This window comes from Salinisphaera sp. G21_0 (assembly GCF_017744115.1).
GTDB lineage: Bacteria > Pseudomonadota > Gammaproteobacteria > Pseudomonadales > Endozoicomonadaceae > Endozoicomonas.
In genome coordinates this window covers 109,033-135,442 of sequence record NZ_JAGHQW010000001.1, presented here as the reverse complement: position 1 = coordinate 135,442, position 26,410 = coordinate 109,033, and the positions used below count along the sequence as shown (strand labels likewise).

The following is a 26,410-nucleotide window of genomic DNA, read 5'->3' as shown; positions in this document are numbered from 1 at the left end:
ATCCCTATTAACAGTCATCTGCCGTTGGACATTGAACAATGAAAATTTTGGAGACAGTTTCATGATTAATTCAACCGCTCATCAACGGATCCCTCCATCTGATCCACCTGCCAGGCTCCCGGGATTGGCAGACCACGAGCCATCAAGCCGTTATTCGTCAATTTCCCCTTTTGCCGGAAAGCGTGTCGCCGTTGCCGGAGGCGGCTCTGAACCCATTGAGCCGGAATCATTAACATCCACAGTTGCCATATCTGCACGGAGTGCCGCCTCCGGGTCTTTGCCTGCAACACAACCGGGCGACTTTGTGAATTGGGGGGAATTGCACCAGCAAATCAGAGAAAGTCTAACGTTCGGCAATGTGTATCTGTTCGCTGTTTATCTGGATCTTCCGTTAAATAAATTATTGGCATTCCAACGAAAATTGCCGACTCGTCATGATTCAACCCAGCCTTTTCAGCTAATGGATCGCATTTTAATTGAAGAAAACTGCAAGATAACCCATGAACAACTGCTCATGGTGCTGGCAAATATCTCAAAACCAGAACTGGTGAAATTGCACTGTAAAACGTCTGGTATTGCCGTTGACCAGAGTCAGTTCTTATCTGACTGGCCTGCCTGTGTACAGGCTGCTGATACTGATGCTGCGCTGAATCATAAGCTGGATATTTTCAAGCTGAATAAGATCTTCCAAAAAGCAAAATGCGGTTTTTTTTATGATATTCCGACGACAACATTAGCCTATGCTGCCGGATACCCGGAACTGATGGATGATCAGCATATTAAACAATGCTCTGGAGTAGCAAACGATGAAGCAAACAAAGTCCTTTTGAAAAAAATCCTGGATAAACACGGTGGGAGCATTAGCACAAATGAAATAGTTAAAATAATGCACAATCCTGAGATTATGATTATCAGCTGCGCGTACCGCCTCATTGAATCGCTGAAAGGCAACACCATACCTTTTTTCCGCAGCCATAACTTAAGCTGGAATCAGCAGATTGTCGATCTGACATACCAGGTTTCAGTGCTTGGGATAAACGCTGAACATTTGGGCCGGGCACTGGGGGTACCGTTGCATATCATCCAGAAAATTGTTGATAGAGATTATAACTTGGTAAGCAATCAAGAAATGTTCGATGATTTATTCAATCAAGCAATCCTTTGCTCCCCCCGACTCACACCCGGGCACATTATCCATGCACTGCGGGAAGCAGGCAGTGCCAGTGGTTGTCGCGAAGAGTTAGAAAAATGGATAGAAAAGGATAAAAAATCAGACAAAAGGAATACACGTTTACCCTGGCTAAACGAATTCACTCCTGAAGAGTTACCTGAACTCAAACCACTCTATCTGCCGGAAGATGACAACTCTAACGGGATTGTCAGTTCGCAACCGTTGACCCTGGATTTTTTGCGTAACCTGCCATTAAGCCATAACTGGTTTTTGATTGGTTTAACCATGGGGCTATCGGCGGATGAGCTGGAAAGCATTGGTTCCAGGACGATCACGGAAAACGGTCTGCCAAGCCGATTTAAGCTGAGCCTTGCTGCTCCGGCATTATCCCGGATACTGGTTCAAAAAGGGTTGGAAACAGGTCATCTTTACCAGGCACTGAAAACCCTGGACGATCAAGCAACACTGACTTATTTTCCAAAGCATTCGGATGACCAGCCTGAAAAAAAATTACCCGGGGAGATCGCTAAAGCTTTTGAGCAGGGACAATTAACGGCGCGGATTATTCCCGCTCTCGGGTCGGAAAACATAATATTTCTTAGATCTATGATCAGCACAGTTGCAAATAGTGGGAATAGACTCAAATCATTGAAAAGGCCAGCCACTGACAATCCAGCTACTGAATCGGCCGCCACGAAGATAGTAAAAGCAAAGCCTTCCACTGTTACTGCAAACAACGTCGCCCCGATGCTTGAACGGAGTGTCATCTCCGGCACTGAATGTTCCCAGCTGTCTGAAACACAACTGGACAGCACTGTATACTGGAACAATTTGGACAGTAAAATTACCTGGGGCGTATCAGCCGATGAGCAGCTACTGTTTGCCATCTATCTGGGATTTCCATTAGCAGATATTGCCAACATTAAAGAAACTATACATTCACTGATATTTGCGCAGCATAACTATTTATCCCTGCCTGCCTTAGAGCGAGAAAATGGGTTAATCCGTGAAAAACTCACGATAACCAATGAAACACTGCTGTCAATGCTGGCGGGTATCTCAAGATTGGATCTGATTAAATTACACTGTAAAAATTTCGGTATTGTATTTGACCCGAGTCGGTTCCCGACTCAATGGCCACCCGCTGTAAAGGCTGTTGATGACAATGTTGCGTTGGCTTATCAGCTGGATTTCTTCAAGCTGCATAAGATTTTCCAAAATGATGGCTACCTATATAAAGTCCCGACGGCAACAATTGCCTATGCGGCCGGATATCCGGAACTGATGATGGATCAGGATCTGCAAGCCATCTCAAAAAGAGACACTGAACTGTCAACTCAGATCCTGCTAAAAAAAGTTCTGGATAAACAAGGGGGCAGCATGACCACAAATGAGTTGGTGAAAATGATGCGCCACCCTGAGATTGACAACATCACTTGTGCATATCAGCTGATTGAACCCATGAAAAACAATAAAGTACTAATGACCCCTGTAAAAAAAGGCATACTGCTCCACCAAAATTACTTTTTGTCTACCGAACTCGCCAAGCTCCAGATCCCTGCTGACGCTCTTGGAGATGCCCTGGGAGTATCATGGCCAATCCGCAAGGGAATTCTCAACCAATCTACTTTCGATGACGCCACCCAAGAACAATCTCACCATTTATGGCTTGTACTGCTTGCAGCATTTCGTTGTCAGCCCGAGCTTACTCCGGCCCATATTTTATACGCCCTGCATAAAGCTGCCGAATCCAACCACTTGGTAATAACACAGCTGGATAACTTCATTGCCACTCACAAAAAAGCGTTGTCGTTATTTCAGAACCTAAGTCCTGAAAAGCCACCCACAGTCAAACCACTCTATAACCAGGGTGATGGCAACACTGCCGCCTCGGCCATTTCAAAACCGCTGACCCCGGATTTTCTGCGCCATTTGCCATTAAGCCATAACTGGTTTTCGATTGGTTTCGCCATGGGATTGGCCTTGGATGAGTTACGGGATATCAACCAAAAGACCAGCCATACAAACCAAAAGGACCAGACAAAAAGGGATAGCCTTGCAGCCTGTTACCTGTCCCATAAACTTGCGGAACTGGGTAAGAGGGGCGTAGAAACAGGGCATCTCTATCAGGTATTGCACAATTTGGATGATCAGATAGCACTGCATTATTTTCCGGAGCATCTGTCAGCTGCGCCTGAAAAAGAATTACCAGTGGACATTACTAACGCCATGGAACAGGCACAATCTGCACTCAAGTTGCTCAACACAGTTGACCAAAAAGAGTTGGACAAAATTCTGTCTGGTTACAATCGTTACAATCAGATGAAACTAGAGTTCTGGATATAGGCCGCGATTGCCTCCCGTGGAAATCCCCAGGTAAGGCAGGTAGCAACCTGCCCTGCACTTTGACCGTAAAGCATATTCATTGTTGCAGGGTGATAAAAAAGTCAGCTTATAAGGCTCATCACCGGTCATGAGCCTTTGGACATTTAACAACCATAATTTTGTCTGCTTAAGACAACAACGATCAGAGAACACCCTTGGGGTAAGAACCAAGCACACGGAGGTCATTGGCACGCTCACCCAGCTTCTCCAGCACCTTGCCAACCACAGGGTCATCCTGATGACCTTCAAAATCCACAAAAAACACATAGTTCCAGATGCCGGTTCTGGATGGGCGGGTCTCAACCCGTGTCAGGTCGATATTGTGAACATGGAAAGGCTCAAGAATCGCATGGAGCGCTCCCGGCTGGTTGCGCATGCTGATGACCACTGACGTTTTGTCATCACCACTGGGTGGAACCGGCTGATTGCCAATGATCAAAAACCGGGTTGAATTATCAGGGCGATCTTCAATTTTCTCGGCGATCTTTTCCAGACCATACATTTCTGCCGCCATATCACCAGCAATGGCCGCAGAATTCCACTCACCCTTGACCCGCTTCGCTGCTTCTGCGTTGGAGCTGACCGCAACCCGCTCAGCCATGGGCCAGTGGGAGTCCAGCCACTTGCGACACTGGGCAAAAGACTGGGCATGGGAGTAGATGCGGGTGATATGATCCCGCCGGGTGTTTTCTGAAACCATCATATGTTGATGGATGCGCAGCACCACTTCACCACAGATCTTCAGTGAAGAGTCCAGAAAGCTGTCCAGGGTATGACTGACCACACCTTCCGTGGAGTTTTCCACCGGCACCACTCCATAGTTGACCGCACCGGCAGCCACTTCCCGGAATACCTCATCAATGGCCGCCATGGGCACGCAAACCGCAGAGTGGCCGAAGTGCTTCAGGGAAGCCTGCTGGGTAAATGTGCCTTCCGGCCCCAGAAAAGCGACCTTGACCGGCTCTTCCAACGCCAGACACGCCGACATGATTTCACGAAACAGACGGGCCATCTCTTCGTCATTCAAAGGCCCGTCATTTTTCTTCATGATATTACGAAGTACCTGGGCTTCGCGCTCAGGTCGGTAAAACACAGCAGAGGGGTCAGCTTCTGTTTTTACACGGGCCACTTCCTGGGCACATCGCGCACGCTCGCTGATCAGATCAAGGATTTGCTGATCCAGCGAATCAATTTGAATTCGCAACTGCCCCAACTTCTCTTCTGCCATTATCCATACCGCCGTTCAAATTCTTTCATGAAGTCAACAAGAGCATCCACATGCTGCTCTGGCACTGCATTATAGATACTTGCCCGCATACCGCCTACTGCCTTGTGCCCTTTCAGGTAACGAAAGCCTGCCTGTTCGGACTCGGCAAGGAACGTTGCATCCAGCTCCGGATTGATCAGTGTAAACGGCACATTCATGCGGGAGCGCCACTTTGGGTCCACCGGGTTCTGATAAAAACCGGAGCCATCAATCTGAGCGTACAGCTTGTTGGCCTTGCGCTCATTGAGCGCATTAATCGCTGCAAGCCCGCCCTGTTTTTTCAGCCATTTAAAGACCAGACCGGCAAGATACCAGGCAAAAGTAGGCGGTGTGTTATACATGGAATCATTGCCCGCCTGCAGCTTATAGTCCAGCACCGCAGGACACATCAATGAACCGCGCTCCAACAGGTTGTCACGAACAATCACTACGGTAAGACCGGCCGGGCCAATATTCTTCTGGGCACCCGCATAAATAACACCAAACTTGCTGACATCAATCGGGCCGGACAAGATATTGGAAGACATATCCGCCACCAGCGGCACATCACCCGTCTCAGGTATAAATGAAAACTCAAGGCCACCGATGGTCTCATTGGGCGTGTAGTGCAAATAGGCGGCATCTTGACTTATCCGCCACTGGTCTTCGGCGGGCATGGCATTAAAGGCTCTGTCCTTGCCATCAGCGACAATATTCACATCCAGATAGCGCTGGGCTTCTTTAATAGCTGACTGGGCCCAGTAACCACTGTTGACATAGTCAGCAAAAACCTTGTCTCCCTTAAGGTTCAGTGGCACAGCCGCAAACTGCCCCCGGGCTCCCCCTTGCAGAAAAAGCACCTTGTAGTTATCAGGGATCTTCAACAGATCACGCAGGTCTTTTTCGGCCCCATGGGCAACCGCGAGAAATTCCTTGCCCCGATGGCTCACTTCCATCACCGAAGCGCCCACATCCTGCCAGTTCATCATCTCATCCCGGGCCTGCTGCAGCACCTCATAGGGAATCGGTGCAGGTCCGGCTGAAAAGTTGTAAACCCGATTATCCAGCTGCGCCAGAACATCATTTACACCATCTGTTACACAAGGCTTCACAATGACTCCCTCGCCACTTAACGGCGGTTTACCCCGATCATTACCGACAAACTCTCTAATTCACTCCGGGTGAGTGACTGTTTACGATGAAAAACGCCAGCACTGGGCTGGCGTTTTTCAAACTATCAGGATTCTAGCGTCCCTTCGCTGGCAATGGGATCATCCTGCCCTTCAGTCTCAAGCTCAGGCGCATCCACAGCCTCTGGCTCCTCAACACGGGCAACGCCAACCAGCTTTTCACCCTCAGAGACACGGATCAGCGTAACCCCCTGGGTATTACGGCTCAGTGAAGAGACGCCATCAACCCCGGTCCGCACCAGTGTACCCTGGTCAGAAATCAGCATAATCTGCTCGCCGCTCTTCACCTGGATAGCACCTACGATTTCACCGTTACGCTCCGTGCACTGCATGGAGATAACCCCCTGACCACCACGACTGGTGAGTCGGAACTCATCAACGGCAGTTCGCTTACCGTAACCTTTGGCACTGGCCGTCAGAATCTGAGTATCTTCCTCCGGAATAATCAGAGAGATAATCCGCTGACCTTCAGGCAGTTTCATACCACGGACACCACGGGCTGTCCGCCCCATGGCGCGAACATCAGTCTCCTCGAAGCGCACCGCCTTACCGCCATTAGACAGCAGCATCACCTGCTTATCTCCGGTAGTAATTTCAGCCCCCACCAGGGTATCCCCTTCATCCAGACCCAGGGCGATCAGGCCGGAAGAACGCGGGCGGGCAAACTGCTCCAGAGGTGTCTTCTTCACCGTACCATTCAGCGTCGCCATAAAGACGAAATGACCTTCGGTGAACTCTTCCACCGGCAGCATGGCAGTGATTTTCTCATTCTGCTCCAGCGGCAGAATATTAACGATCGGTCGACCACGGGAGGTTCTGCCAGCCTGGGGGATCTGATAGACCTTCAACCAATAGACCTTACCCTTGCTGGAAAAGCAGAGGATCTGGGTATGGGTGTTAGCCACCAGCATGTGCTCGACGTAGTCCTCTTCCTTAACGGAAGCCGCTGACTTGCCACGGCCACCACGACGCTGCGCCTGGTAGGTATCCAGGGGCGTGGTCTTGGCATAGCCACCGTGGGACAGGGTGACCACCATATCCTCTTCATCAATCAGATCTTCTACGGTCAAATCACGACGGGAGCTGGTGATCTCGGTACGGCGCTCATCGCCAAACTCATCCCGAACCTGCTCAAGCTCTTCCCTGATGACGGCACGCAGCTTCATTGGATCACAGAGGATCAGAATCAGCTCGGCAATTTTCTCCAGCAGCTCACGGTATTCAGACAGCAGCTTCTCATGCTCAAGACCGGTCAGTCGGTGCAGTCGCATTTCCAGAATGGCCTGGGCCTGAACTGGCGACAGGTAATAAAGCCCATCCCTGAGACCATAAGCCTCAGGCAGATCATCCGGACGACAGGCATCGGCACCGGCACGTTCGGCCATCTCCATCATATGGCCGGGATTCCAACCTTTGGCGATCAGCTTTTCTTTAGCCTCTGCCGGTGTTGGCGAGTCTTTGATCAGCTGGATAACCGGATCGATATTGGACAGGGCAACCGCCAAACCTTCCAGAATATGACCACGCTCACGGGCCTTTCTCAGCTCATAGACAGTGCGTCGGGTGACCACCTCACGGCGATGGCGAATAAAGGCTTCCAGGAACTCTTTCAGGTTGAGCAGTTTGGGCTGACCATCCACCAGAGCCACCAGGTTGATGCCAAAAACGGACTCAAGCTGGGTCTGGGCATAAAGGTTATTGAGTACCACCTCGGCATTTTCACCACGGCGAAGCTCAATAACCACACGCAGGCCGTCTTTGTCAGACTCATCGCGCAGCTCGGAAATACCCTCGATCTTGCGGTCTTTTACCAGCTCGGCAATCTTCTCAATAAGACGTGCCTTATTCAGCTGATAAGGGATCTCGGTGACAATAATGGTGCTTTTGTTTTTCTTTTCATCGTGCTCGATATCGGCCCTGGCACGAATGTAAATGCGACCACGACCAGAGCGATAGGCCTGAAGGATACCAGCCCGGCCATTGATAATCGCAGCCGTAGGAAAGTCAGGACCCGGGATGTACTCCATCAGGTCATCAACCGTCAGCGCTTCATCGTCCAGCAGCGCCAGACAGCCATTCACCACCTCGGTCATATTGTGAGGCGGGATATTGGTGGCCATACCCACCGCGATACCGGCCGAGCCATTCACCAGCAGGTTAGGGACACGGGTGGGTAAAACGGCAGGAATCTGCTCTGTGCCATCGTAGTTAGGCACATAGTCTACGGTTTCCTTGTCGAGATCCGCCAGCAGCTGATGGGCAATCTTGTCCATCCGGATTTCCGTGTAACGCATCGCTGCGGCGGAGTCACCGTCAATGGAGCCAAAGTTACCCTGACCATCCACCAGCATGTAGCGCAGGGAAAATGGCTGCGCCATCCGCACAATGGTGTCATAGACTGCAGAGTCGCCGTGGGGATGGTATTTACCGATCACATCCCCGACCACACGGGCAGATTTTTTGTAAGGCTTGTTCCAGTCGTTGCCCAGTTCGCTCATGGCGAACAGTACGCGCCGGTGCACGGGCTTGAGCCCGTCACGTACATCAGGCAGGGCACGACCAACGATGACACTCATGGCGTAGTCCAGATAGGACTGCTTGAGTTCATCTTCAATATTTACCGGGAGAATCTCTTTGGCAATTTCAGTCATGGAAACCCAGTCGTCCTTTTGCTTACGGCCAACAGATAGCGGTCAGCATCCATCCCAGTTCTGTGGATCAGGACACCGATAATAAAGTCTTATCCAAACAGAAAAAATGCTCTTTCCCAGAGCATCTCAATGGAATGATCGCCTAAGGTAATTGATTTTCAAAACCGCGATGTTACCACAATTCATGCCTTATCCGCGAGATACATCAACCATTTTGGGAATATGTTTTTTGCCGGTCCATCAATGGCACAGGGCGGACAACCACTTTCAGGAAATCGTCAAAAAAGTACCAACAGAGTAAACCTGTGTTTTTTCCTGAACCGGACTAGATTTGAAGTAAGCACTGACGCTTGATACTTAAACTCAACAAAGGATTGTTACCATGAAGATAGGAGCAGAATTTCTCCGCGAAATGAATATTGACCCGGAGAAATTTAACAAAGTTTCTGAGCACTTAGACTTGGCTGCTGCTTGTTCACGCGAAGTAAAGCAGGCATGGTTTGAGAATAAATGGTCTGTCGAAACCAAAAAAGAATTAAGGAACCTTGTCAATTATCTAGCTTCTGCAATTGACGATGGTACAGAAGTAAAAGAGGATGTCAAAAAAGCACTTGCCGACCGTGCCCTTCAGAAGGCTGAGGCGGTAAGTAACAAAACAGAAACAACTAAAACAGCGCCTGATGAAAAAAATGAGCCTGCCGTTGTAGCAACTAAACCGGTAAAACCAGGTAATCCCGGAAAGCTGGACCCCAGTCGTCTCGCCCCCTACGAAAAAAAATAACAGCGTTGACTTTTGACAGCCTGAACGTTTTTTATGAAACCAGGCCAGTTGAGAGGATTGATGGAGAAATCTCCCCCCCCACAGGCCTCAGGAGAGTTTAACGTGCAAGTCTATGTCAGCCCGTACAAGGCGGTGTACGGCTCACCATGAAGCAGGTGAACCACCTACTGATCAACGGGTCGGTCACTGCCGTTTATAACGTGGACTGGTTCCATCCACCATTATCGGGGCCACGGCACCGGACTGGATAGAATGGGTGCTGAAGGCAGTGGACAGGCCGGTAAAACACTGGACGCGGCATGAAGGCTGTACTTGAAGGTTCAGCCTTATCTCTTCTTAATCACATTAACTTCAGTACTGAAGTTCAATTTTTCACTCCCGGACAACTCCAAAACTCAACAGTGTGATCGGCTGCAGGATTAACGGTATAATCCGCAGATATGGCAGCCCTGACTGCCTCAATTACACTGCTTTGACGGATCAGAACAATGCCCGACATGCGCTCAGCCCAAAATGTGGACCTCGGAGAAATCGCCAAGTTTGAAGAACTGGCCAGCCGCTGGTGGGACCCGGACAGCGAATTCAGACCGCTTCATGAGATCAACCCCCTGCGCCTGAATTATATTGATGAACGTGTCGGGCTGGCCGGCAAACAGGTGGTGGATATTGGCTGCGGCGGCGGCATCCTGAGTGAGTCCATGGCGCAACGGGGTGCTCATGTCACTGGCATTGATATGGGCGAAGCCCCCCTGTCTGTTGCCCGCCTGCACAGTATGGAAAGTGGCGTTGAGGTGAACTATCGCCGAATTACCGCTGAGGAGCTGGCCGAAGAGATGCCCGCCCAGTTCGATGTGGTGACCTGCCTGGAAATGCTGGAGCACGTTCCCGACCCGGCTTCCGTCATCAAAGCCTGCAGCAAACTCCTGAAACCCGGTGGACAGATCTTTTTTGCCACTATCAACCGCAACCCCAAGTCATTCCTGTTTGCCATTGTCGGTGCGGAATACATACTCAAACTGCTGCCAAAAGGCACTCATGAGCACAAGAAATTTATCAAGCCCAGCGAATTAACCCGGGACATGAGAAAAGCGGGACTGAATATTCATGACATGACCGGAATGACCTACAACCCTTTGACGAAAGTGTACCGGCTTAACCCGAAGGATGTAGACGTCAATTACCTGATTTATGGCTCAAAGTCAGCCACCTCTTAACTGATGGCTCAGTTTCTGGCAACGAGAACCACTGCCATCCGGGAAATAACCAAGAGTAACGATGATGAAAGCCATTGAAGGCGTTTTTTTTGATCTGGACGGCACCCTGCTGGACACCGCAGAAGATTTCGTGATTACAGTGAATCAAATGCTGGCAGATCACCAGCACCCGGCAATGGATAGCCATTTGATTCGGCAGAATGTTTCTGCCGGCTCACGGGCGCTGATGAAGCTTGCCTTCAATCTTGCGCCCGGCGATGAGCTGGAACAGAAAAGGGCTCTGTTTCTGCAATACTATGACCGGCATATCCAGGACCACAGTCGTTCATCATTTGCCCGGCCCTACCCTGGCATACTGTCACTGATCGGGGAACTTGAACGCCGGGATATTGCCTGGGGTATTGTCACCAATAAACCCAGACCCTATGCCATCTCATTGATCCGGCAAATTGGCCTGCTGGAACGAAGTCATGCCATTGTCTGCCCGGAGGATGTCAAAAAGCCGAAACCAGACCCGGAGGCCCTCTTTCTTGCCTGCCGACAGTCCGGAAGTTCACCCCGGTTCAGCGTCTATATTGGCGACCATATTCGTGATATCGAAGCTGGAAAACAAGCGGGGATGATCACCGTTGCCGCGCATTATGGCTACATTGCTGAAGGTGAAGATCCTGCACAGTGGGGTGCGGACCTGAATATCGACCATATCCAGCAGCTGCACCGCTGGTTTGAACAGCACAACTGGCAAATCATTAAAGACAGGTCCCATGCCTGACAGGCTGTTTGAAAATTGCGCAGCAAACCAAAAACCAGGGAGTAACATCATGTTTACCTACCAGGCTCCGAAAGACCTGCTGAAGGATAAAGTCATACTGGTAACCGGAGCCGGCAGTGGCATCGGCCGGGTCGCCGCCCTTACCTACGCCCGCCACGGTGCCACCGTCATTCTGCTGGGCAGAAGCATTGAAAAGCTGGAAGCGGTGTACGATGAAATTGAACGCAATCAGTGGCCTCAGCCAGCCATCTATCCACTAAACCTGGAAAGCGCGGGTGATATCGATTTCAGTAATCTTGCAGAAACCATTGAGAACGAATTCGGTCGGCTTGATGGTCTGTTACACAACGCCAGCATTCTAGGTGAGCTGAAACCCATCAGCCAGTTTCCCACAGAAACCTGGCTGCGCATCATGCAGGTTAATCTGAATTCCGCCTTTATGATGACCCGGGAACTGCTGCCCCTGCTCCGGCTGTCAGAAAAAGCATCGATAATTTTTACTTCGTCCGGAGTGGGTCACCAGGGACGGGCGCACTGGGGAGCCTATAGCGTGTCAAAATTTGCCACTGAGGGTCTGATGCAAATCGTGGCGGATGAGGAAGACGGTATCAGCCCTGTGCGTGCCAACAGCATTAACCCCGGTGGCACCCGCACCGCAATGAGGGCAGCGGCCTTTCCGGGAGAAGACCCGGAAACACTACCCACACCGGAAGACATAATGCCGGTTTACCTTTACCTGATGGGGGACGAAAGCCAGGATATCAATGGCCTGGCTTTTCATGCCCAGCAGTAAAAATGCAGTCACTGGCCCTGACTGAAAGTCGGGGCGGCAAACGACTGTTTCAACGGCGCTGTCAACAAAAAAGAACTTATTTATCACTACACTGAGAACAAACACTTCCATAGACTTTATTTCTTTTCGTCTATTCTGATGCGGTCACTCTTATCTCAAATAGAATTATCACAATCAGAATTATGAAAATTCGACGTTTTATAGAAAAGAAAGCGGACATGAAAGTTTTGGCCGCTCTATTACTTTCACCATTACTCAGCTCACAGCCCCTCTTTGCCAATAGCTTTGATCAGAAAGCTTTAAATAATGAAGTTATCATTGCCGCAAACTGGCAACAGCATTCCGGGGAATACTGCGCTTACTTTTATCAGAGTTTTAACGGCGCAACCGATCAACTGGAAGCTCTTTTGACAAAGGCACCTGAAGGTAAAAAGCCTGCAATAATCACCGATATTGATGATACTCTGATATCAGGCACCCGTTATTTTACCAGTATGGTTGACACTCATGAGTCCCGAAGTATTGAGCGATCCAGGTTCTGGTGGAATCATCAAGAGACGAAAGCACTGCCAGGATCGGTTGAATTCCTGCAAAGGGCCAATAGTATGGGCATTGAAATATTCTATATCAGCGGCCGTTTTAACGATGTAAAAACCATTACTATTAATAAACTTAAGCAATTGGGTTATCCGGTTAACGGTGAAAGTCATGTGATTCTCCAGGCAGAAAAAAACATTACCCTCAGCAAAGAGGACAAGCGACAGCACATCATAAAAGCGGGCTACTACCCGATCATGCTGTTTGGTGACCAGCTGGACGATCTTGGTGAGGTTGTTAAAGGTCTGTATCCGGAAAAGAAAAAGTGGGTAAGTCAGCATCAGGATAAACTTGGCAGCCAGTGGTTTATTCTGCCAAATACCGTTTACGGATTCTGGGAAGAAGCCATCAGCAAAGACTACCGAACACTGAGCCCAGCAGAAAAACACCGGGTTCGCATCCGGCAAGTTAACGACACAGAGTTACCAGTGCCTATTCCCGAGAGCTACCGGCAGCATATTATCATGGCCGATCTCTGGGTCAGGAAATCTGCAGATTTCAATGCCACCGCTATTCAGACTTATAACCTGGCCAGCAAGGCTCTTGAAGCCCCTGAAAACCGCTACGCCACTGATCGGGCAATTATTGTTGATATTGATGGCACGCTAATAGACTATCCTCCGAATCATTTAATCCCACCTCTTTGTAAAGCATTCCCTGAACCTGAAGAGAAGATGAGGAACTACGAAAAACAGCTTCAATCTACCTCTATTCCCGGTGCCAGAGAGTTTTTAAACAAAGCGGCCGCCCTGGGTTATGAAATCTTTTATCTAACAGCCCGGGAGCACTCTTCCGGCCGCCCGGGCCATAAAGGGGATGTAGAAAACTTCACCTTAAAACAGCTTGCTGCCAATGGATTCCCCAAAGTTACGCAAACCAACCTGCTGAACCGCTCCAAATATTGTCCGGTCAATAAAAAAAGCTGTGATAAAGAGCACCAGCGAAAAGCCATTATGTCCGGAAGGATCAATGGAAAAAAATATGATGTCAGGCTGTTTGTCGGTGACCTGCTGGATGACTTTGATTTAAAAGAGCAAGGGTTATCACCTTTTGACCGGGTTTCCGTTGAAAAAACCAAAAACCTGTACGGAAGAAAATATTTTATTATTCCCAATCCGGTCAACAAAACCTGGATGCGGCAGTACTATTCACAGATTGCAGGAAAAGATATTTGCCAGTTGAGTGATCAGGAACGTTCTGACATTCGCAGAAGCCTAATAGAAGATTGGCCTGAAAAGGATCTATACAAAGCGGCCCAGGCCAGCACATCATTTCAATAAGTTTGATGTGTACAGTCTCCGTTCACCTTGAGCGAAGTCCAAGGGTGATTGGCAAAGTGTAACAGTGTCGCCCAACAGGCGGCCTATTACCATTTGATCAAACTGCCATTTTCCATTCGCAAGACCTGATCCATGTTTTCCAGGGCAGTCCGCTTATGGGTGATCATAATGATGGTGCTGTCTTTGAATTGACCCAAAACGGTATCCATCAATGCCTGTTCGCTGTGAACATCCAGCCCTTCCCCCGGCTCATCCATCACCAGTATCGGGGCCGCTTTCAGCAAAGCACGGGCAATGGCCAGACGACGCTGCTCTCCGCCGGATAAGGCAATGCCACCCTGCCCCAGCCAGATATCCAGCAGATCACCATCGTTTTCCCTGGCAGCAGCAAGCCTATTCAGACCTGAATCGTTAACGACTGCTAACAGAGCCTCATCACTTGCCGCTGGTGCGGCCAACAGCAGATTCTCCCTGAGCGTGGCACTGAACACATGCGTTTTCTGAGGAACAAACGTGATGGCCCGGTAAAGTGTCTGTTCTGATAATTCCTGAATCAGCTGGCCATCCAGTAAAATCCTGCCACCAGAGGGCTCCAATCCACGACTCAATAGCTTGATCAGCGTTGATTTACCGCATCCGGTTTTACCGAGCAGAGCAATATGGCTGCCTGCAGGAATGTGGAGTGATAGCTGATTAATGACTGGCTGGTTATTGGCATCGCTGTTATTGGAATAGTGACAGGAGACCTCAGTAAACTGAATCTCACCCTTTAATACTTCTCCTGCTGCCTTTTCTGGAAATGCAACCACCGGTGAATCCACCACCTGGCGCAAACGACTTGCCGCCTGCCGTGTATGACTGAGAAACTGAAAAGCAACGGGTAACGGCATCAGCGCTTCAAAACTGGCCAGCATCCCAAACACCATCATAACCATTACCGGCCCACTAAACAGGCCCGCACTCATCTCACCACTGGCGATATACAACACCAGTAATGCCGCAGCACCGGAGCCGGAAACAAACAGGGCGGAGCCAAAGCCTTCCATCATTGCCATGCGGGACTGGTCGGCAACCAGTTTCTGTTCTGATTCAGCCATCGAGGCACGACTATTGGCATCACTGCCATAGATCTGCTGTTCCGCCATGCCCTGCAGATAATCCAGCACCTCCTGGCGCAAACGCGCCTGCCTGACACCCATTGACTCCCCGGTCCTGCGACCCAGGACATAAAACAGCAGCGGCATGGAGATAATCCAGAGCGTCATCACCAGCAACACCACCATTGCCACCGCAGTACTGAAAAAGGCGATAAACAGTGACAACAACAGAGCAACAATAACAGCAGACAGTAATGGGCTGACCAGCCTCAGATAGAGCTGATCCAGGGCATCAATATCAGCCACCAGCCGATCAAGCAGCTCGCCTTTACGGTACTGTCCGAGCTGCTCTTGGGAGAGTGGAATCAGTTTACTGAAAAACCAGCTGCGCAGGCCTGACAACAGCCGGAAAGTGGCATCATGGCTGACCAGACGTTCTGCATAGCGGGCAGCAGTACGGGCAATGGAAAAGCCCCGAACGCCCGCCCCCGGGGTAAAGAAGTTAAAGGTCTGGGCCGTGGTAAAGGTCAACCCGGCAATGGCGGTGGCGGTAATAAACCAGCCGGACAGTGAGAGCAGGCTGAGACTCGCCAGCAGGGTAACCATTGCCAGCAACACACCTAATGACAGCATCCCCAGATGCTGACGGTACAATTTCAGGAAAGGCCACAGGTCATTCATCGTCCATACTCCCACTGTTCATGTGGATGAACTGCTGATACAGAGAACTTTCCCTCGCCAGCGTTGCCGGAGCACCGTCAGCCACCAGCTTTCCTTTTTCCAGCATCAGGATCTGATCCATGGCCTTGAGCTGACTGATTCGATGGGTAATGGTAATGACCGTACAATCTTCAGGTATGGCATCCAGGGCATCCAGCACCAGGCTCTCACTGACAGAATCCAGACTGGCTGTCGGTTCATCCAGAATTAATAACCGTACCGGCAGTACCAGAGCCCTTGCCAGGGCAATCCGCTGGGCCTGACCAACCGACAGGTTACCGCCCTGCTCTTTAAGGACACTGTCCAGCCCATCCGGCAGGTTTGCCAGAATATCCATACCCTGAGCTTTGCCCAGCGCGTCGAGGCACTGCTCACGGGAAACTGCGCGTCCAAAGGCGATATTGTCATAAACAGAGCCATGGATAATCAATGGCTGCTGGCCCAACCAGGCAATCCCTTTACGCCAGCTGTCGAGCCGGGTATCCGCCAGCGATTGCCCGCCTGCCTTTATTTCACCCTGGTAGTTCCAGAAGCCCATCAGCGTATTGATCAGCGTTGTTTTACCGGCACCGCTGCTGCCAATAATACCGACCCGGGTTCCGGGTTCGATCTTAAATGACAGACAATCCAGTAAAAGTGGCTGTTTGTTGTCTGAAGCATCCGTTGTCAGCGGGTTAACTGCGGACCTGATGGTTGCCGAGACGGATAGCTCTTTTACCTCAAGCTTCAGCGGCATTGCCTCTGGCAAAGACAACCCGCCATGGTGTGCCTCCGATTCTTTCCGGGATAATACGTCCAGAATCTCTTCCGTCGCACCAACCGCTTTGGCCCTGGCATGATAATAGGTTCCCAGCTCCCGCAGTGGCTGATAATACTCAGGCGCCAGCAGCAACAGAAACAGCCCGGTATACAGTGTCACTTCACCACCAAAGGTAATATGCCCCAGAAAACTCATCCCCAGAAACACCGCCACCAGCGCAATGGACACCGAAGCAAAAAACTCCAGCACCGTAGATGACAGAAAAGCCAGACGGAGTACCTGCATGGTTTTTATCCGAAAGTCTTCACTGGCATCGGCCAACTGTGTTTGTGCAAAGCTGGTTCGCTGAAAGAGTTTCAGCGTTTCCAACCCTTGCAGCCGATCCAGAAAGAAGCCCCCCAAGCGTGAGAGTGCCTGAAAGTTTTTCCGGTTAGCCTGTGCGGCTTTCATTCCTACCAGAACCATAAAAACAGGAATCAGTGGCGCTGTTCCCAGGAAAATAATGCCCACCACCCAACTCCGGGGGAAAGCAACCACCAGCATAATGGCCGGTAACATCACCGCCAGAGCCATCTGCGGCAGGTATTTGGCAATAAATTCCTGAAGCTCTTCCACCTGTTCAACAACAATCGCCGACCAGCTACCGGCAGGCCGCTCAGCAATCACCAGTGGCCCAAGGCGACGTAACTTATCCAGCAATAGTTTACGCACTTGCACCCGAACACAGGCTCCTGCCCGAAAACCACAGAACTCACGCCCCCAGGTACAGGCTCCACGAGCAACAACCAACAGCAATACCCGGAAAAAATCATCCGTCAGCATCTCGCGGGTGGCCCCCTCCATCACCAGCTGATGGATCATTCCTGCCATGATCGAAGCCTGAATAATCAGCAAGACACCATTGAGCAAACCAAGGCCCATGGAGATCAGTAGCCAGTGCCGGGCCGCCCCTATCTGCCGTAACAACCAGCGATAGGCCTGCTTTTGTGTACTTTGACTCATCTTTTCAATGTATTTCCCGGACTACTGACCACGTGCGGTGCATTGTACATAACTCGATCGGTACTCACCACGATGACTGGTTTTCAAGTACTTCCGCCGCCTATAATTACGGGTCAAATTTATTCTGTGATTCAGCTCTTGCTAAAAGAGTGTCCAAAAGGACAGCTTCTTCCGTCATTCAACCATTGGTCACCATGCTTCAAAATATTCGCATCATCCTTATCAATACCTTCCACCCCGGCAACATAGGCTCCGCTGCCCGGGCCATGAAAACCATGGGCCTGAGTGACCTCTGCCTGGTGACACCGCAACGATTTCCCGCGCCGGAGGCGGACTCCATGGCGGCCGGTGCCCTGGATGTGCTGGAGAACGCCCGGGTATTGGACTCACTGGATGAAGCCATTGCCGATTGCTCCCTGGTCATTGGCACCAGTGCCAGATCACGCACCCATTCGTTTTCACGCCCGATGCTGGGGGCTGAAGCGTGCGCTGAGAAACTGCTCTGTGAATCACGCCAATCGCCGGTTGCCCTGGTATTTGGCCAGGAAACCATGGGTCTGACCAACAGCGAGCTGGAAAAGTGCCACTTCCATACCAGTATTGATGCGAATCCGGAGTACCCGGTGCTTAATGTCGCTTCAGCCATTCAGATTCTCTGTTATGAGATCTTCAAGGCGTCACTGAATAAAGAGAACCACTGGCATGGTGAAAAACCGGAACAGGAATACCCTCTGAATCAGGAGCTGGAAAAGTTCTACGAGCACCTGGAAACCACATTGACCGACATCAATTTTATTATTCAACAGCACCCGGGGCTGGTCATGACCCGGCTTCGTCGCTTGTTCAACCGTGCCCGCCCCGAAGCCAAAGAGCTGAATATGTTGCGGGGCATTCTGGGAGCCGCCCAGAATGCCTCCGGAAAAAGCCGTGACTGAGTGTGTTGTGCATACCGTTGAGGAACTCAACCCCATTGCCTTTCCCCTGATTAACCGCTTTTTTAAAGAGAACGGGCACAAGGGAAAAGCGTCGAGTGAGGAGCGGGTCTGGGTCGCCCGCTGCGCAAAGGGAAACATTATCGCTGGCCTGAGGGCCAGTCCAAAATCCGATGGTTATTTGCTGAGAAGCGTCCAGGTAGCCAGCAATGCCCAAAGAAAGGGTATTGGCTCGTTCTTTTTGAGCGAAGTCCTGAAAAATCTAAACGCTGTCAACTGCTGGTGCTATCCCTACGTTCACCTTGAACTTTTTTACCAGAGAGCAGGCTTTTTCAGCCCGGAGCCGGACAGTGTACCTTCTGATATCCTGGCCCCTTACCTGAGGTACCGGCAACAGGGGCACACGTTCTTATTGATGGCCCGTTGCCCGAAGCAGGCCTGAAATTTCTTCGGACCGAAGCAATCGATGGTGATTCGGTTCGATACCGTCCAGCAGTAAGTTCACCATACGAATACGTTGTAAATCCATGACCCGATAACCCAGCGCCTGACACATTCGATGTATCTGACGATTAAGTCCCTGGGTCAGGACAATCGTAAAGGTATCACTGGCGACTTTCTCCACCACACAGGGCTTTGTTGTGACATCGCCGTAGCTGACACCTGCCGCCATGGACAAAAGAAATGCTTCATCAACTGGCTTGTCGACATTCACCCGATACTCTTTTTCATGGTAATAATCCGGATGCAGCAGGGCCTGGCACAGTTCACCTTGGTTGGTCAGCTGCATCAAACCGTGGGAATCCTTGTCCAGCCTGCCAACGGGAAAAATCCGCAAATTGTCATTCAGGGCAGGTAAATGGTGAACAATACTGGCCGGATCCTCGACATCACAAACTGAGTCAACGCCCACTGGTTTGTTGTATAGAAAGTATAGTTTTTCAGTTACTGATTTTAGTTCGTGACCATTGACCATTACACAGTCACTGTCTGTTATTCGATCAATATGCAATCCCGGCCTGCCATTAACCAGCACACAACCACTGTCAATCAGTCGTGAAGCTTGCCGCCGTGAGCAATAACCAGCATCGGCAATAAATTTGGAAAGGCGAATCATAAACAATTTTCAGGTATTATCCGCCTTTTAAATCAATAATAATTCATAGATACGGATATGTTAAATCAGATTTTCAAAGTTTCAGGCATACTCAGCATCCTGTTCACTCTGGTCATAACTTCACTGCCAGCAGCGGCAACCATCAATGATGCAGAAGCCATTAACAAGGCAGGTCGCCAGCGAATGCTCAGTCAGAGGATCGCTAAAAGTTACATTATGATTGGCTCCGATGTAAATCCGGATCAAGCGACAGCTGACCTGGATACCAGTATGGCCCTGTTCGAGCAGCAATTTCTTGAACTTATGGATTACGCCCCTAACGATGAGATTCGCAACAGCTTGAATGATGCCGCCATCACCTGGCAGGCGTTCCGTTTAAAAGTCCTTGAAACACCAACGCGCGAAAAAGCGTTGACCATTCTGGCACTGAGTGATGAGCTTCTGGCTCGCAGTGAAACCGTGGTTAAAGCGATCACCGAACACGCCGGACATAAAGCCGGTCAACTGGTGAATATTTCCGGCCGACAGCGAATGCTCAGTCAGCGTATCGCCAAACTCTATATTACCCGGGCATGGGGTGTTAAGGATCCGTCGGTTGATCAATCATTGGATCTGGCCATTGATGAGTTTGGCAGCGCACTGACAACCCTCCGCCAGTCAGAACTAAACTCCAGCGATATCAAACAAAAGCTGGCGAAAGTCCAGAGTCAGTGGGATTTTACCAATGCCGGATTCAAAATCAGTCACCAGGGCCATTTTGTTCCTACCGTGGTCTCAGTAACAACCGAATCGATTTTGAAAAAAATGAACGACCTGACCTACGACTATGAACAGCTAATGATAAAATCCAATGGCTGACAGAACATAACCTGCCTCCGGTTAACAATGGAGGCACTTTCTGCAGAGTCATTGTTTACACTGCTGCCAGTAGCTCTCCATCTCTTCCAGCGTGAGCTGTTCAAAACGTTCTTCATGTTCGGTAGCGAGGGCTTCCATTTTCCTGAACCGATGGTCAAATTTATGGCAGGCCTTACGCAATGCCATATCGGCATCAACACCGAGGTGTCGGGCAAGATTGACACAGGCAAATAACAGGTCACCCACCTCTTCCGAAATCCGCTCCTGACTTTCACTTCTGGCGGCACGGATTTCATCCAGCTCTTCGTGAATCTTGTCAAATACCGGCTCTGGCTCCAGCCAGTCAAAACCGACTCTGGCCGCTGCCACCTGAATTTTTTCGGCACGCTGCAAGGTTGGCAACATGGCTGGCAAATCATCAGGCATGGCTGAGTCACTCTTTTTGGGGCCTTTCTGTTTTTTTTCTTCGGCCTTTATTTCCTGCCACTTCTGCTTGACCTGTTCAGACGTCAGCTGTTGTTCGGTAGCAAACGACTTCAGACTTCCATCAGGAAAGACATGGGGATGTCGGCGCAGCAATTTTGCCAATAACCCCTCACTGATATCGGCAAAGTCAAAAAAGCCGCTTTCTCTGGCCATCTGGGCATGGAAAATCACCTGAAATAACAGGTCACCCAGCTCTTCTTTCAGGTTGTCGTAATCTTCCCGCTCAATGGCTTCGGCAACTTCGCAGGCCTCTTCCAGTGTGTAGGGGGCGATGGTGGCGAAGGTCTGTTTCAGATCCCATGGACAACCATGTTCTCTATCTCTGAGTCTGGCCATCAAAGTAATCAGATCATCAATGGAATGTGACAAACCCGGCTCCTGAAAGAATGTAAACGGATGAAAAAGGAGGGGATTCCCACGCAAGACGTGAGAATCAGCAGGATAACTTAACTCATTTTACGATGGCGAACAGCATCGATAACATTGGGCAACTGACTGACCTTGGCAAGGATACGCCCCAGACTCTCCAGACTCGGAACTTCCATAGTCAGCAGCATGCTGGCTAAATGCTCTTCCTTGCTGGTCCGGGTCTGCATAGACAGAACATTCACCTTATCGTTAGCCAATACCACGGTAATATCTCTTAACAGGCCCGGACGGTCATAAGCCGTAATGATAACATCAACCGGGTAACTGTAGTCCGGACGGGTTCCCCAGTTAACTTCTATCAGGCGCTCCGGCTCACGACTGCGCAAAGAGAGCGCCGTGTTACAGTCTTCCCGGTGAATCGTTACGCCACGGCCAACGGTGATATAACCGATGATCGGATCCCCCGGCACCGGCTGGCAGCAACCCGCCATCTGAGTCAGCAGATTACCGACACCATCAATAGTAATGGTGCTGTCCGATAACCGTTCCTGTTGTGGCTTGGTGCGAATTTCAAACGTCTTCTCCTCTTCCGGCGCAACCTGCTTCTGCGCCAGGGAAACCACATGGCGAAGCTTTATGTCACCGGCACCAATACCGGCAAACATATCATCCGGTGACAGGCAGTTAACTGCCTGGGCAAGCTCCGGGTAATTAACACTCTGCAACGCCTGACGTTTAAGCTCCAATTCCAGCAGGCTCTGACCATCGGCGATATTGGCGTCCCGATCCTGTTTTTTGAACCAGCTGGTGATCTTGGCCCTGGCTCGACTGGTGGTGACATAGCCAAGATCAGGATTCAGCCAGTCCCGGCTGGGATGGGCATTAGGGGCAGTGAGGATTTCCACCTGATCGCCGGTTTTGAGTTTATGGGTTAACGGGACAATACGACCGGCAACTTTTGCGCCTCTGCAGCGGCTGCCCACTTCTGAGTGAATCCGGTAGGCAAAATCGATCGGGGTGGCTCCCACCGACAGATCAACCACATGCCCATCTTTGGTAAACACATAGATTCGGTCTGGCTCGACATCCGCACGCCACTGACCACCCAGCTCGCCCAGATCACCAAGGTCTTCATGCCATTCCATCACCTGACGCAGCCAGGAAATTTTTTCCTCGTAGCTGTCACTGCGGCTATTAACATCAGTGCCCTTGTACTTCCAGTGTGCGCAAACACCCAGCTCTGCTTCCTCATGCATATCATGGGTACGTATCTGGACTTCAAGGGTTTTGCCTTCAGGGCCAAACACCGCCGTGTGCAGCGAGCGGTAGCCATTCTCTTTCGGAGTGGCAATGTAATCATCAAATTCCTTGGGAATATGATTCCAGAGCGAGTGCACCACCCCCAGTGCCGCATAACAATCGCGGACTTCATGGGTGAGAATACGGACCGCACGAATATCGTAGAGATCACGAAAATCGACGTTTTTCCGTTTCATCTTCCGCCAGATGCTGTAGATATGCTTCACCCGACCACTGACATCCCCCTCAATCCGTGCATCCGACAGTGATGCTTTCAGGGCATCTACGACGTTGGTAATGTATTTCTGGCGATCCAGTCGTTTGCCATCCAGTAACCTGGCAATTTTCTTATAGTCCTGGGGTTTAAGGTAGCGAAAGGAGAGATCTTCCAGCTCCCACTTGATATAACCAATACCCAGCCGATGGGCCAGCGGCGCATAAATTTCAAACACCTCCCTGGCAACCCGCTGACGTTTCTCCTTACTGGCATGCTGAACAGCCCGGATAGCGCAGGTTCGCTCAGCCAGTTTGATCAGGGCAACACGGACATCGTCAATAATGGACACCAGCATCTTGCGAACTTTTTCCAGCTGGTCCTGACGATGATCGAGAACCTGCTTTCTGGGGTTCTGGATATTGCTGATGGCCGCCATGCCCTGAACGTCTTTGATCAGACCGGCAACTACCTTGCCAAAATTCTCTTCCACCTGGTCAAGAGAGAGTTTGGTTTCACGAACAGCCCGATAGAGGACCGCAGCAACCAGGGTATCCATATCCAGTTTCAGCTCGGCCAGGATCTCGGCCATTTCCAGACCGGTCCGGAAACACCCTTTTCCAGTAGGCCAGACTGTTTCTTCAGATTCGAGAGACCGCTGCAATGCCAGCAGTTCAGCCTGTTGGGCCAGCTCACAGGCCTCCCTAAGACTATCCGTATCACCAACGCCGTAACGTTCCTGCAGGCGATTCAGCCAGGCATCCAGGTCGACACTGCCGTCGAAGAGCTGGGGCTGATCCTCTCTGACCTTGACCATCTATTCCATTCCATCTCTTTCTGTAAAAATGATGCCCTGTCAGGCGTCGGGCTAGGAGGCTGACCGAGAATAGCGCCCGTAGCGAGGATGGCAGAAAATTGAGGATAAAAATTCGGTTTTGTGAGGTGAATAGCGGGGCTATTTGCCGAACAAAAGCGGATTTTTAGACCAATTTGCTGCCACCGCAGTAGGGCAGTCTATTCTCGGACAGGCTCCTAGACTACTACCCCAAAGCAGCCATTAACAGGCTACTTTCCAATAAATTACTGTTTGATAATCTATGACCTGACAAAAAGCGCCATGGACTCAACATGAGAAGTTTGCGGAAACATATCCATTACACACAAACGCTCAAGCCTGAAACCATGGGAGACCAGACTTCCGGCATCCCTGGCAAGGGTTGCCGGATTGCAGGAAATATACAACAGTCGGTCAGGCAATAAACAGGCCAGTTGCTCAATCATAAAATCCGCACCGGCCCTGGGGGGGTCCAGAACCACTATATCGTAATGCTCTTTTGCCCAGGACTCAGTGGTGAAATCACTGGACAGGTCTGCGCAGTGAAAACTTACATTACTCAAACCATTCAGACCGGCATTTTTTGCCGCCTGGGCAACCGAACCCGGTGAACCCTCAACCCCCGTCACATGGCCTGACTTTTTCGCCAGTGGCAGAGAGAAATTACCCAGGCCACAGAACAGGTCAAGCACTTTATCGGATGCCTGCGGAGAAAGCCAATGGATAGCCTGCTCAACCATCGCCTGATTAATCACCCGGTTGACCTGGGTAAAGTCCTGTGGCCGGAAGTACAGCTGTAATCCTGATTCAGGCAGCGAGTAATGCAATGCGGCTGCGGCATCGTCGTCAGATCTGGCAGGATATAAAAGCCGAATGTTCTCCGGACTACCCTGCAGGTACAGCATCAACTGATGAGCAGAAGCAAACGCTGTCAACAGGTTTTGGTCTTCTTGCGACAGAGGACGAATATGACGCAGCAGTAACCCTCGCCCCTGCTCTGCCAGAAAGCACTCCACGTGGGAAATGGCTTCCCGGCCTGTTAACGTTGGCAAAAATGACTTCAGCAGTAAGGGCATCTCCTGCAAAGGCTCTGCCAGTATGGGGCATTCATTAATGTCACAGATAGCATTACTGCCCTTTTCCCGAAAGCCAAGGCTCAGTCTGCCTTTGCGCCAGCGGATGGCAAAACGACAACGGTGGCGATAGCCATAGGGTGGAGAAACCAGTGGTTCCTCAATGTGCTCAGGCACAACATGGGCAAATCGCCTTAACTGATCGAGAACGATGTGCTGCTTGCTGTCAAGCTGCCCTTCATGGGACCAGTACTGCAGGCTGCAGCCTCCGCACTGACGAAAATGGGCGCAGGCAGGCTCACGGCGCTCGGGTGATGCCGACAGCACTTCTGTTACACGGGCATTGATAAAACGACGTTTGTCTTCCAGAACCCGGACACGAACGGTTTCTCCCGGCAGTGCCCCGTCAATAAAGAGGGTCTTCCCATGGTAACGGGCAATCCCGCGACCATCATGGGAAAGCCCGTCAATACGCACATCCTCATGAATAATAACAGGGGTTGAGGCAGCACGTTTAAAGCGCATAGAGTACTTCCAACATTCTCTTGAACATGAACAGCTCATGGCCGTTTAAAAGCGCAATTTTACCTTGGATATCGAGTACAACAAACCCGGATTCATACCTGCATACATTGACATTCAATCATGGCCAGAGAAACCAGTGGATGGTTTTCCTACAGAAATACGCCCGTGGAAAGATAACGATCACCACGATCACAGATAATCGCCACAATGGTGGCATGCTCTACGCTTTTTGACAGTCTCAGGGCAGCAGCAACTGCTCCCCCGGAAGAAACACCGCAGAATATGCCTTCTTCCCGGGCCAGCCGCCTCATGCATTCTTCAGCTTCTGTCTGACCAATATCCATCACCTCATCAACGGCGGAACGGTCAAAAATTGCAGGCAGGTATTCAGGACTCCAACGACGTATGCCTGGTATCTGAGCCCCCTCTTCCGGCTGCAGACCAACGATCTGAATGGCAGGATTCTTCGCTTTCAGATAACGGGAGGTCCCCATTATCGTCCCGGTAGTGCCCATGGAGCTGATAAAATGCGTGACCGCACCCTGGGTCTGCTGCCAGATTTCAGGCCCGGTGGTCCCATAATGCGCCAGGGGATTATCCGGATTGGCAAACTGGTTAAGCACCTTGCCCTGCCCCTGTTGCTGCATTTCCAGCGCTTTATCCCGGGCACCTTCCATGCCATTACTGACCAGAATCAATTCTGCTCCATAAGCACTCATTGCTGCACGACGCTCGGCGCTCATATTGTCCGGCATAATAAGGATCATTCGATAACCGCGAACGGCCGCTGCCATGGCAAGTGCTATACCGGTATTGCCACTGGTAGCTTCAATTAATGTGTCCCCCGGGCTGATGGCATTGCGGCGTTCAGCCTCGGCGATCATGGACAGGGCTGGTCGATCTTTCACGGAACCGGCCGGATTTTGTCCTTCCAGTTTCAGTAGTATGGTATTTGAACTCTTCCCCTGCATACGCTGCAGACGAACCAGCGGGGTGTTGCCAATAATCGACTCTATTGTCGGATATTCCATGGACATATAACT

General features: G+C 50.6%; 19 protein-coding genes. 9 read left to right on the top strand and 10 right to left on the bottom strand.

Annotated elements, in window-relative coordinates; translation table 11 throughout:
- The first annotated feature begins 61 nt into the window (after positions 1-61).
- On the top strand, positions 62-3,517 hold the full coding sequence (locus J7439_RS00535; RefSeq protein WP_209199667.1) for a hypothetical protein: 3,456 nt from the start codon (positions 62-64) through the stop codon (positions 3,515-3,517).
- A 181-nt stretch (positions 3,518-3,698) separates the two neighbouring features.
- Here the strand turns inward: J7439_RS00535 and pheA are convergent, their stop codons facing one another.
- The 3 genes from pheA to gyrA form a co-directional block, all read right to left on the bottom strand.
- Entirely contained in the window at positions 3,699-4,784 is a 1,086-nt protein-coding gene (gene pheA, locus J7439_RS00530; protein ID WP_209199666.1) for a prephenate dehydratase, read from the bottom strand.
- Positions 4,784-5,914 (bottom strand): 3-phosphoserine/phosphohydroxythreonine transaminase, encoded by a 1,131-nt coding sequence (gene serC / locus J7439_RS00525; RefSeq protein WP_353622974.1) that lies wholly within the window; start codon positions 5,912-5,914, stop codon positions 4,784-4,786. The genes pheA and serC overlap by 1 nt, the downstream gene beginning before the upstream one ends.
- A gap of 125 nt (positions 5,915-6,039) precedes the next feature.
- Positions 6,040-8,643, bottom strand: a complete 2,604-nt coding sequence (gyrA, locus tag J7439_RS00520) for a DNA gyrase subunit A (protein ID WP_209199665.1) — start codon at positions 8,641-8,643, stop codon at positions 6,040-6,042.
- A 382-nt stretch (positions 8,644-9,025) separates the two neighbouring features.
- Between gyrA and J7439_RS00515 the strand changes: the two genes are divergently transcribed.
- From J7439_RS00515 to J7439_RS00495, 5 genes are all read left to right on the top strand, one after another.
- The gene (locus J7439_RS00515) at positions 9,026-9,424 is read left to right on the top strand and encodes a hypothetical protein (RefSeq protein WP_209199664.1); all 399 of its coding nucleotides are present in this window, start codon (positions 9,026-9,028) and stop codon (positions 9,422-9,424) included.
- Between the two features lie 488 nt (positions 9,425-9,912).
- The gene (gene ubiG, locus J7439_RS00510; RefSeq protein WP_353622973.1) at positions 9,913-10,638 is read left to right on the top strand and encodes a bifunctional 2-polyprenyl-6-hydroxyphenol methylase/3-demethylubiquinol 3-O-methyltransferase UbiG; all 726 of its coding nucleotides are present in this window, start codon (positions 9,913-9,915) and stop codon (positions 10,636-10,638) included.
- Positions 10,639-10,699: 61 nt separating this feature from the next.
- The gene (locus tag J7439_RS00505) at positions 10,700-11,410 is read left to right on the top strand and encodes an HAD family hydrolase (protein ID WP_209199662.1); all 711 of its coding nucleotides are present in this window, start codon (positions 10,700-10,702) and stop codon (positions 11,408-11,410) included.
- Between the two features lie 49 nt (positions 11,411-11,459).
- On the top strand, positions 11,460-12,203 hold the full coding sequence (locus J7439_RS00500; protein ID WP_209199661.1) for a YciK family oxidoreductase: 744 nt from the start codon (positions 11,460-11,462) through the stop codon (positions 12,201-12,203).
- A gap of 218 nt (positions 12,204-12,421) precedes the next feature.
- Positions 12,422-14,080: an HAD family acid phosphatase gene (locus J7439_RS00495; RefSeq protein ID WP_209199660.1), complete on the top strand. Its 1,659-nt coding sequence runs from the start codon at positions 12,422-12,424 to the stop codon at positions 14,078-14,080.
- Positions 14,081-14,166: 86 nt separating this feature from the next.
- Here the strand turns inward: J7439_RS00495 and cydC are convergent, their stop codons facing one another.
- On the bottom strand, positions 14,167-15,858 hold the full coding sequence (cydC, locus tag J7439_RS00490) for a heme ABC transporter ATP-binding protein/permease CydC (RefSeq protein WP_209199659.1): 1,692 nt from the start codon (positions 15,856-15,858) through the stop codon (positions 14,167-14,169).
- Positions 15,851-17,659, bottom strand: a complete 1,809-nt coding sequence (cydD, locus tag J7439_RS00485; protein WP_209199658.1) for a heme ABC transporter permease/ATP-binding protein CydD — start codon at positions 17,657-17,659, stop codon at positions 15,851-15,853. Before cydD ends, cydC begins: the two co-directional genes overlap by 8 nt.
- Before the next feature lie 194 nt (positions 17,660-17,853).
- Here cydD and trmJ point away from each other — a divergent pair, with 194 nt between their 5' ends.
- Together trmJ and J7439_RS00475 are read left to right on the top strand one after the other, a co-directional pair.
- Entirely contained in the window at positions 17,854-18,594 is a 741-nt protein-coding gene (trmJ, locus tag J7439_RS00480) for a tRNA (cytosine(32)/uridine(32)-2'-O)-methyltransferase TrmJ (RefSeq protein ID WP_209199819.1), read from the top strand.
- A complete protein-coding gene (locus tag J7439_RS00475) occupies positions 18,587-19,033 on the top strand; it encodes a GNAT family N-acetyltransferase (protein WP_209199657.1) in 447 nt (148 codons plus the stop codon). Before trmJ ends, J7439_RS00475 begins: the two co-directional genes overlap by 8 nt.
- Here the strand turns inward: J7439_RS00475 and J7439_RS00470 are convergent.
- Positions 19,001-19,708, bottom strand: coding sequence for a pseudouridine synthase (locus J7439_RS00470; protein ID WP_209199656.1), 708 nt, complete (start codon positions 19,706-19,708; stop codon positions 19,001-19,003). The genes J7439_RS00475 and J7439_RS00470 overlap by 33 nt on opposite strands.
- A gap of 57 nt (positions 19,709-19,765) precedes the next feature.
- On the opposite strand from J7439_RS00470, the gene J7439_RS00465 reads away from it, so the two are divergent.
- Positions 19,766-20,566 carry a type IV pili methyl-accepting chemotaxis transducer N-terminal domain-containing protein gene (locus J7439_RS00465; protein WP_209199655.1) on the top strand — a complete coding sequence of 267 codons (801 nt, stop codon included), beginning with the start codon at positions 19,766-19,768 and terminating at the stop codon, positions 20,564-20,566.
- 48 nt (positions 20,567-20,614) lie between these two features.
- Here the strand turns inward: J7439_RS00465 and mazG are convergent, their stop codons facing one another.
- From mazG to cysM, 4 genes are all read right to left on the bottom strand, one after another.
- Entirely contained in the window at positions 20,615-21,421 is an 807-nt protein-coding gene (mazG, locus tag J7439_RS00460; RefSeq protein ID WP_286198112.1) for a nucleoside triphosphate pyrophosphohydrolase, read from the bottom strand.
- A 77-nt stretch (positions 21,422-21,498) separates the two neighbouring features.
- The gene (gene relA, locus J7439_RS00455; protein WP_209199654.1) at positions 21,499-23,751 is read right to left on the bottom strand and encodes a GTP diphosphokinase; all 2,253 of its coding nucleotides are present in this window, start codon (positions 23,749-23,751) and stop codon (positions 21,499-21,501) included.
- A gap of 278 nt (positions 23,752-24,029) precedes the next feature.
- Positions 24,030-25,367: a 23S rRNA (uracil(1939)-C(5))-methyltransferase RlmD gene (rlmD, locus tag J7439_RS00450; RefSeq protein WP_209199653.1), complete on the bottom strand. Its 1,338-nt coding sequence runs from the start codon at positions 25,365-25,367 to the stop codon at positions 24,030-24,032.
- 149 nt (positions 25,368-25,516) lie between these two features.
- Positions 25,517-26,404 carry a cysteine synthase CysM gene (cysM, locus tag J7439_RS00445; protein ID WP_209199817.1) on the bottom strand — a complete coding sequence of 296 codons (888 nt, stop codon included), beginning with the start codon at positions 26,402-26,404 and terminating at the stop codon, positions 25,517-25,519.
- Positions 26,405-26,410: the final 6 nt, after the last annotated feature.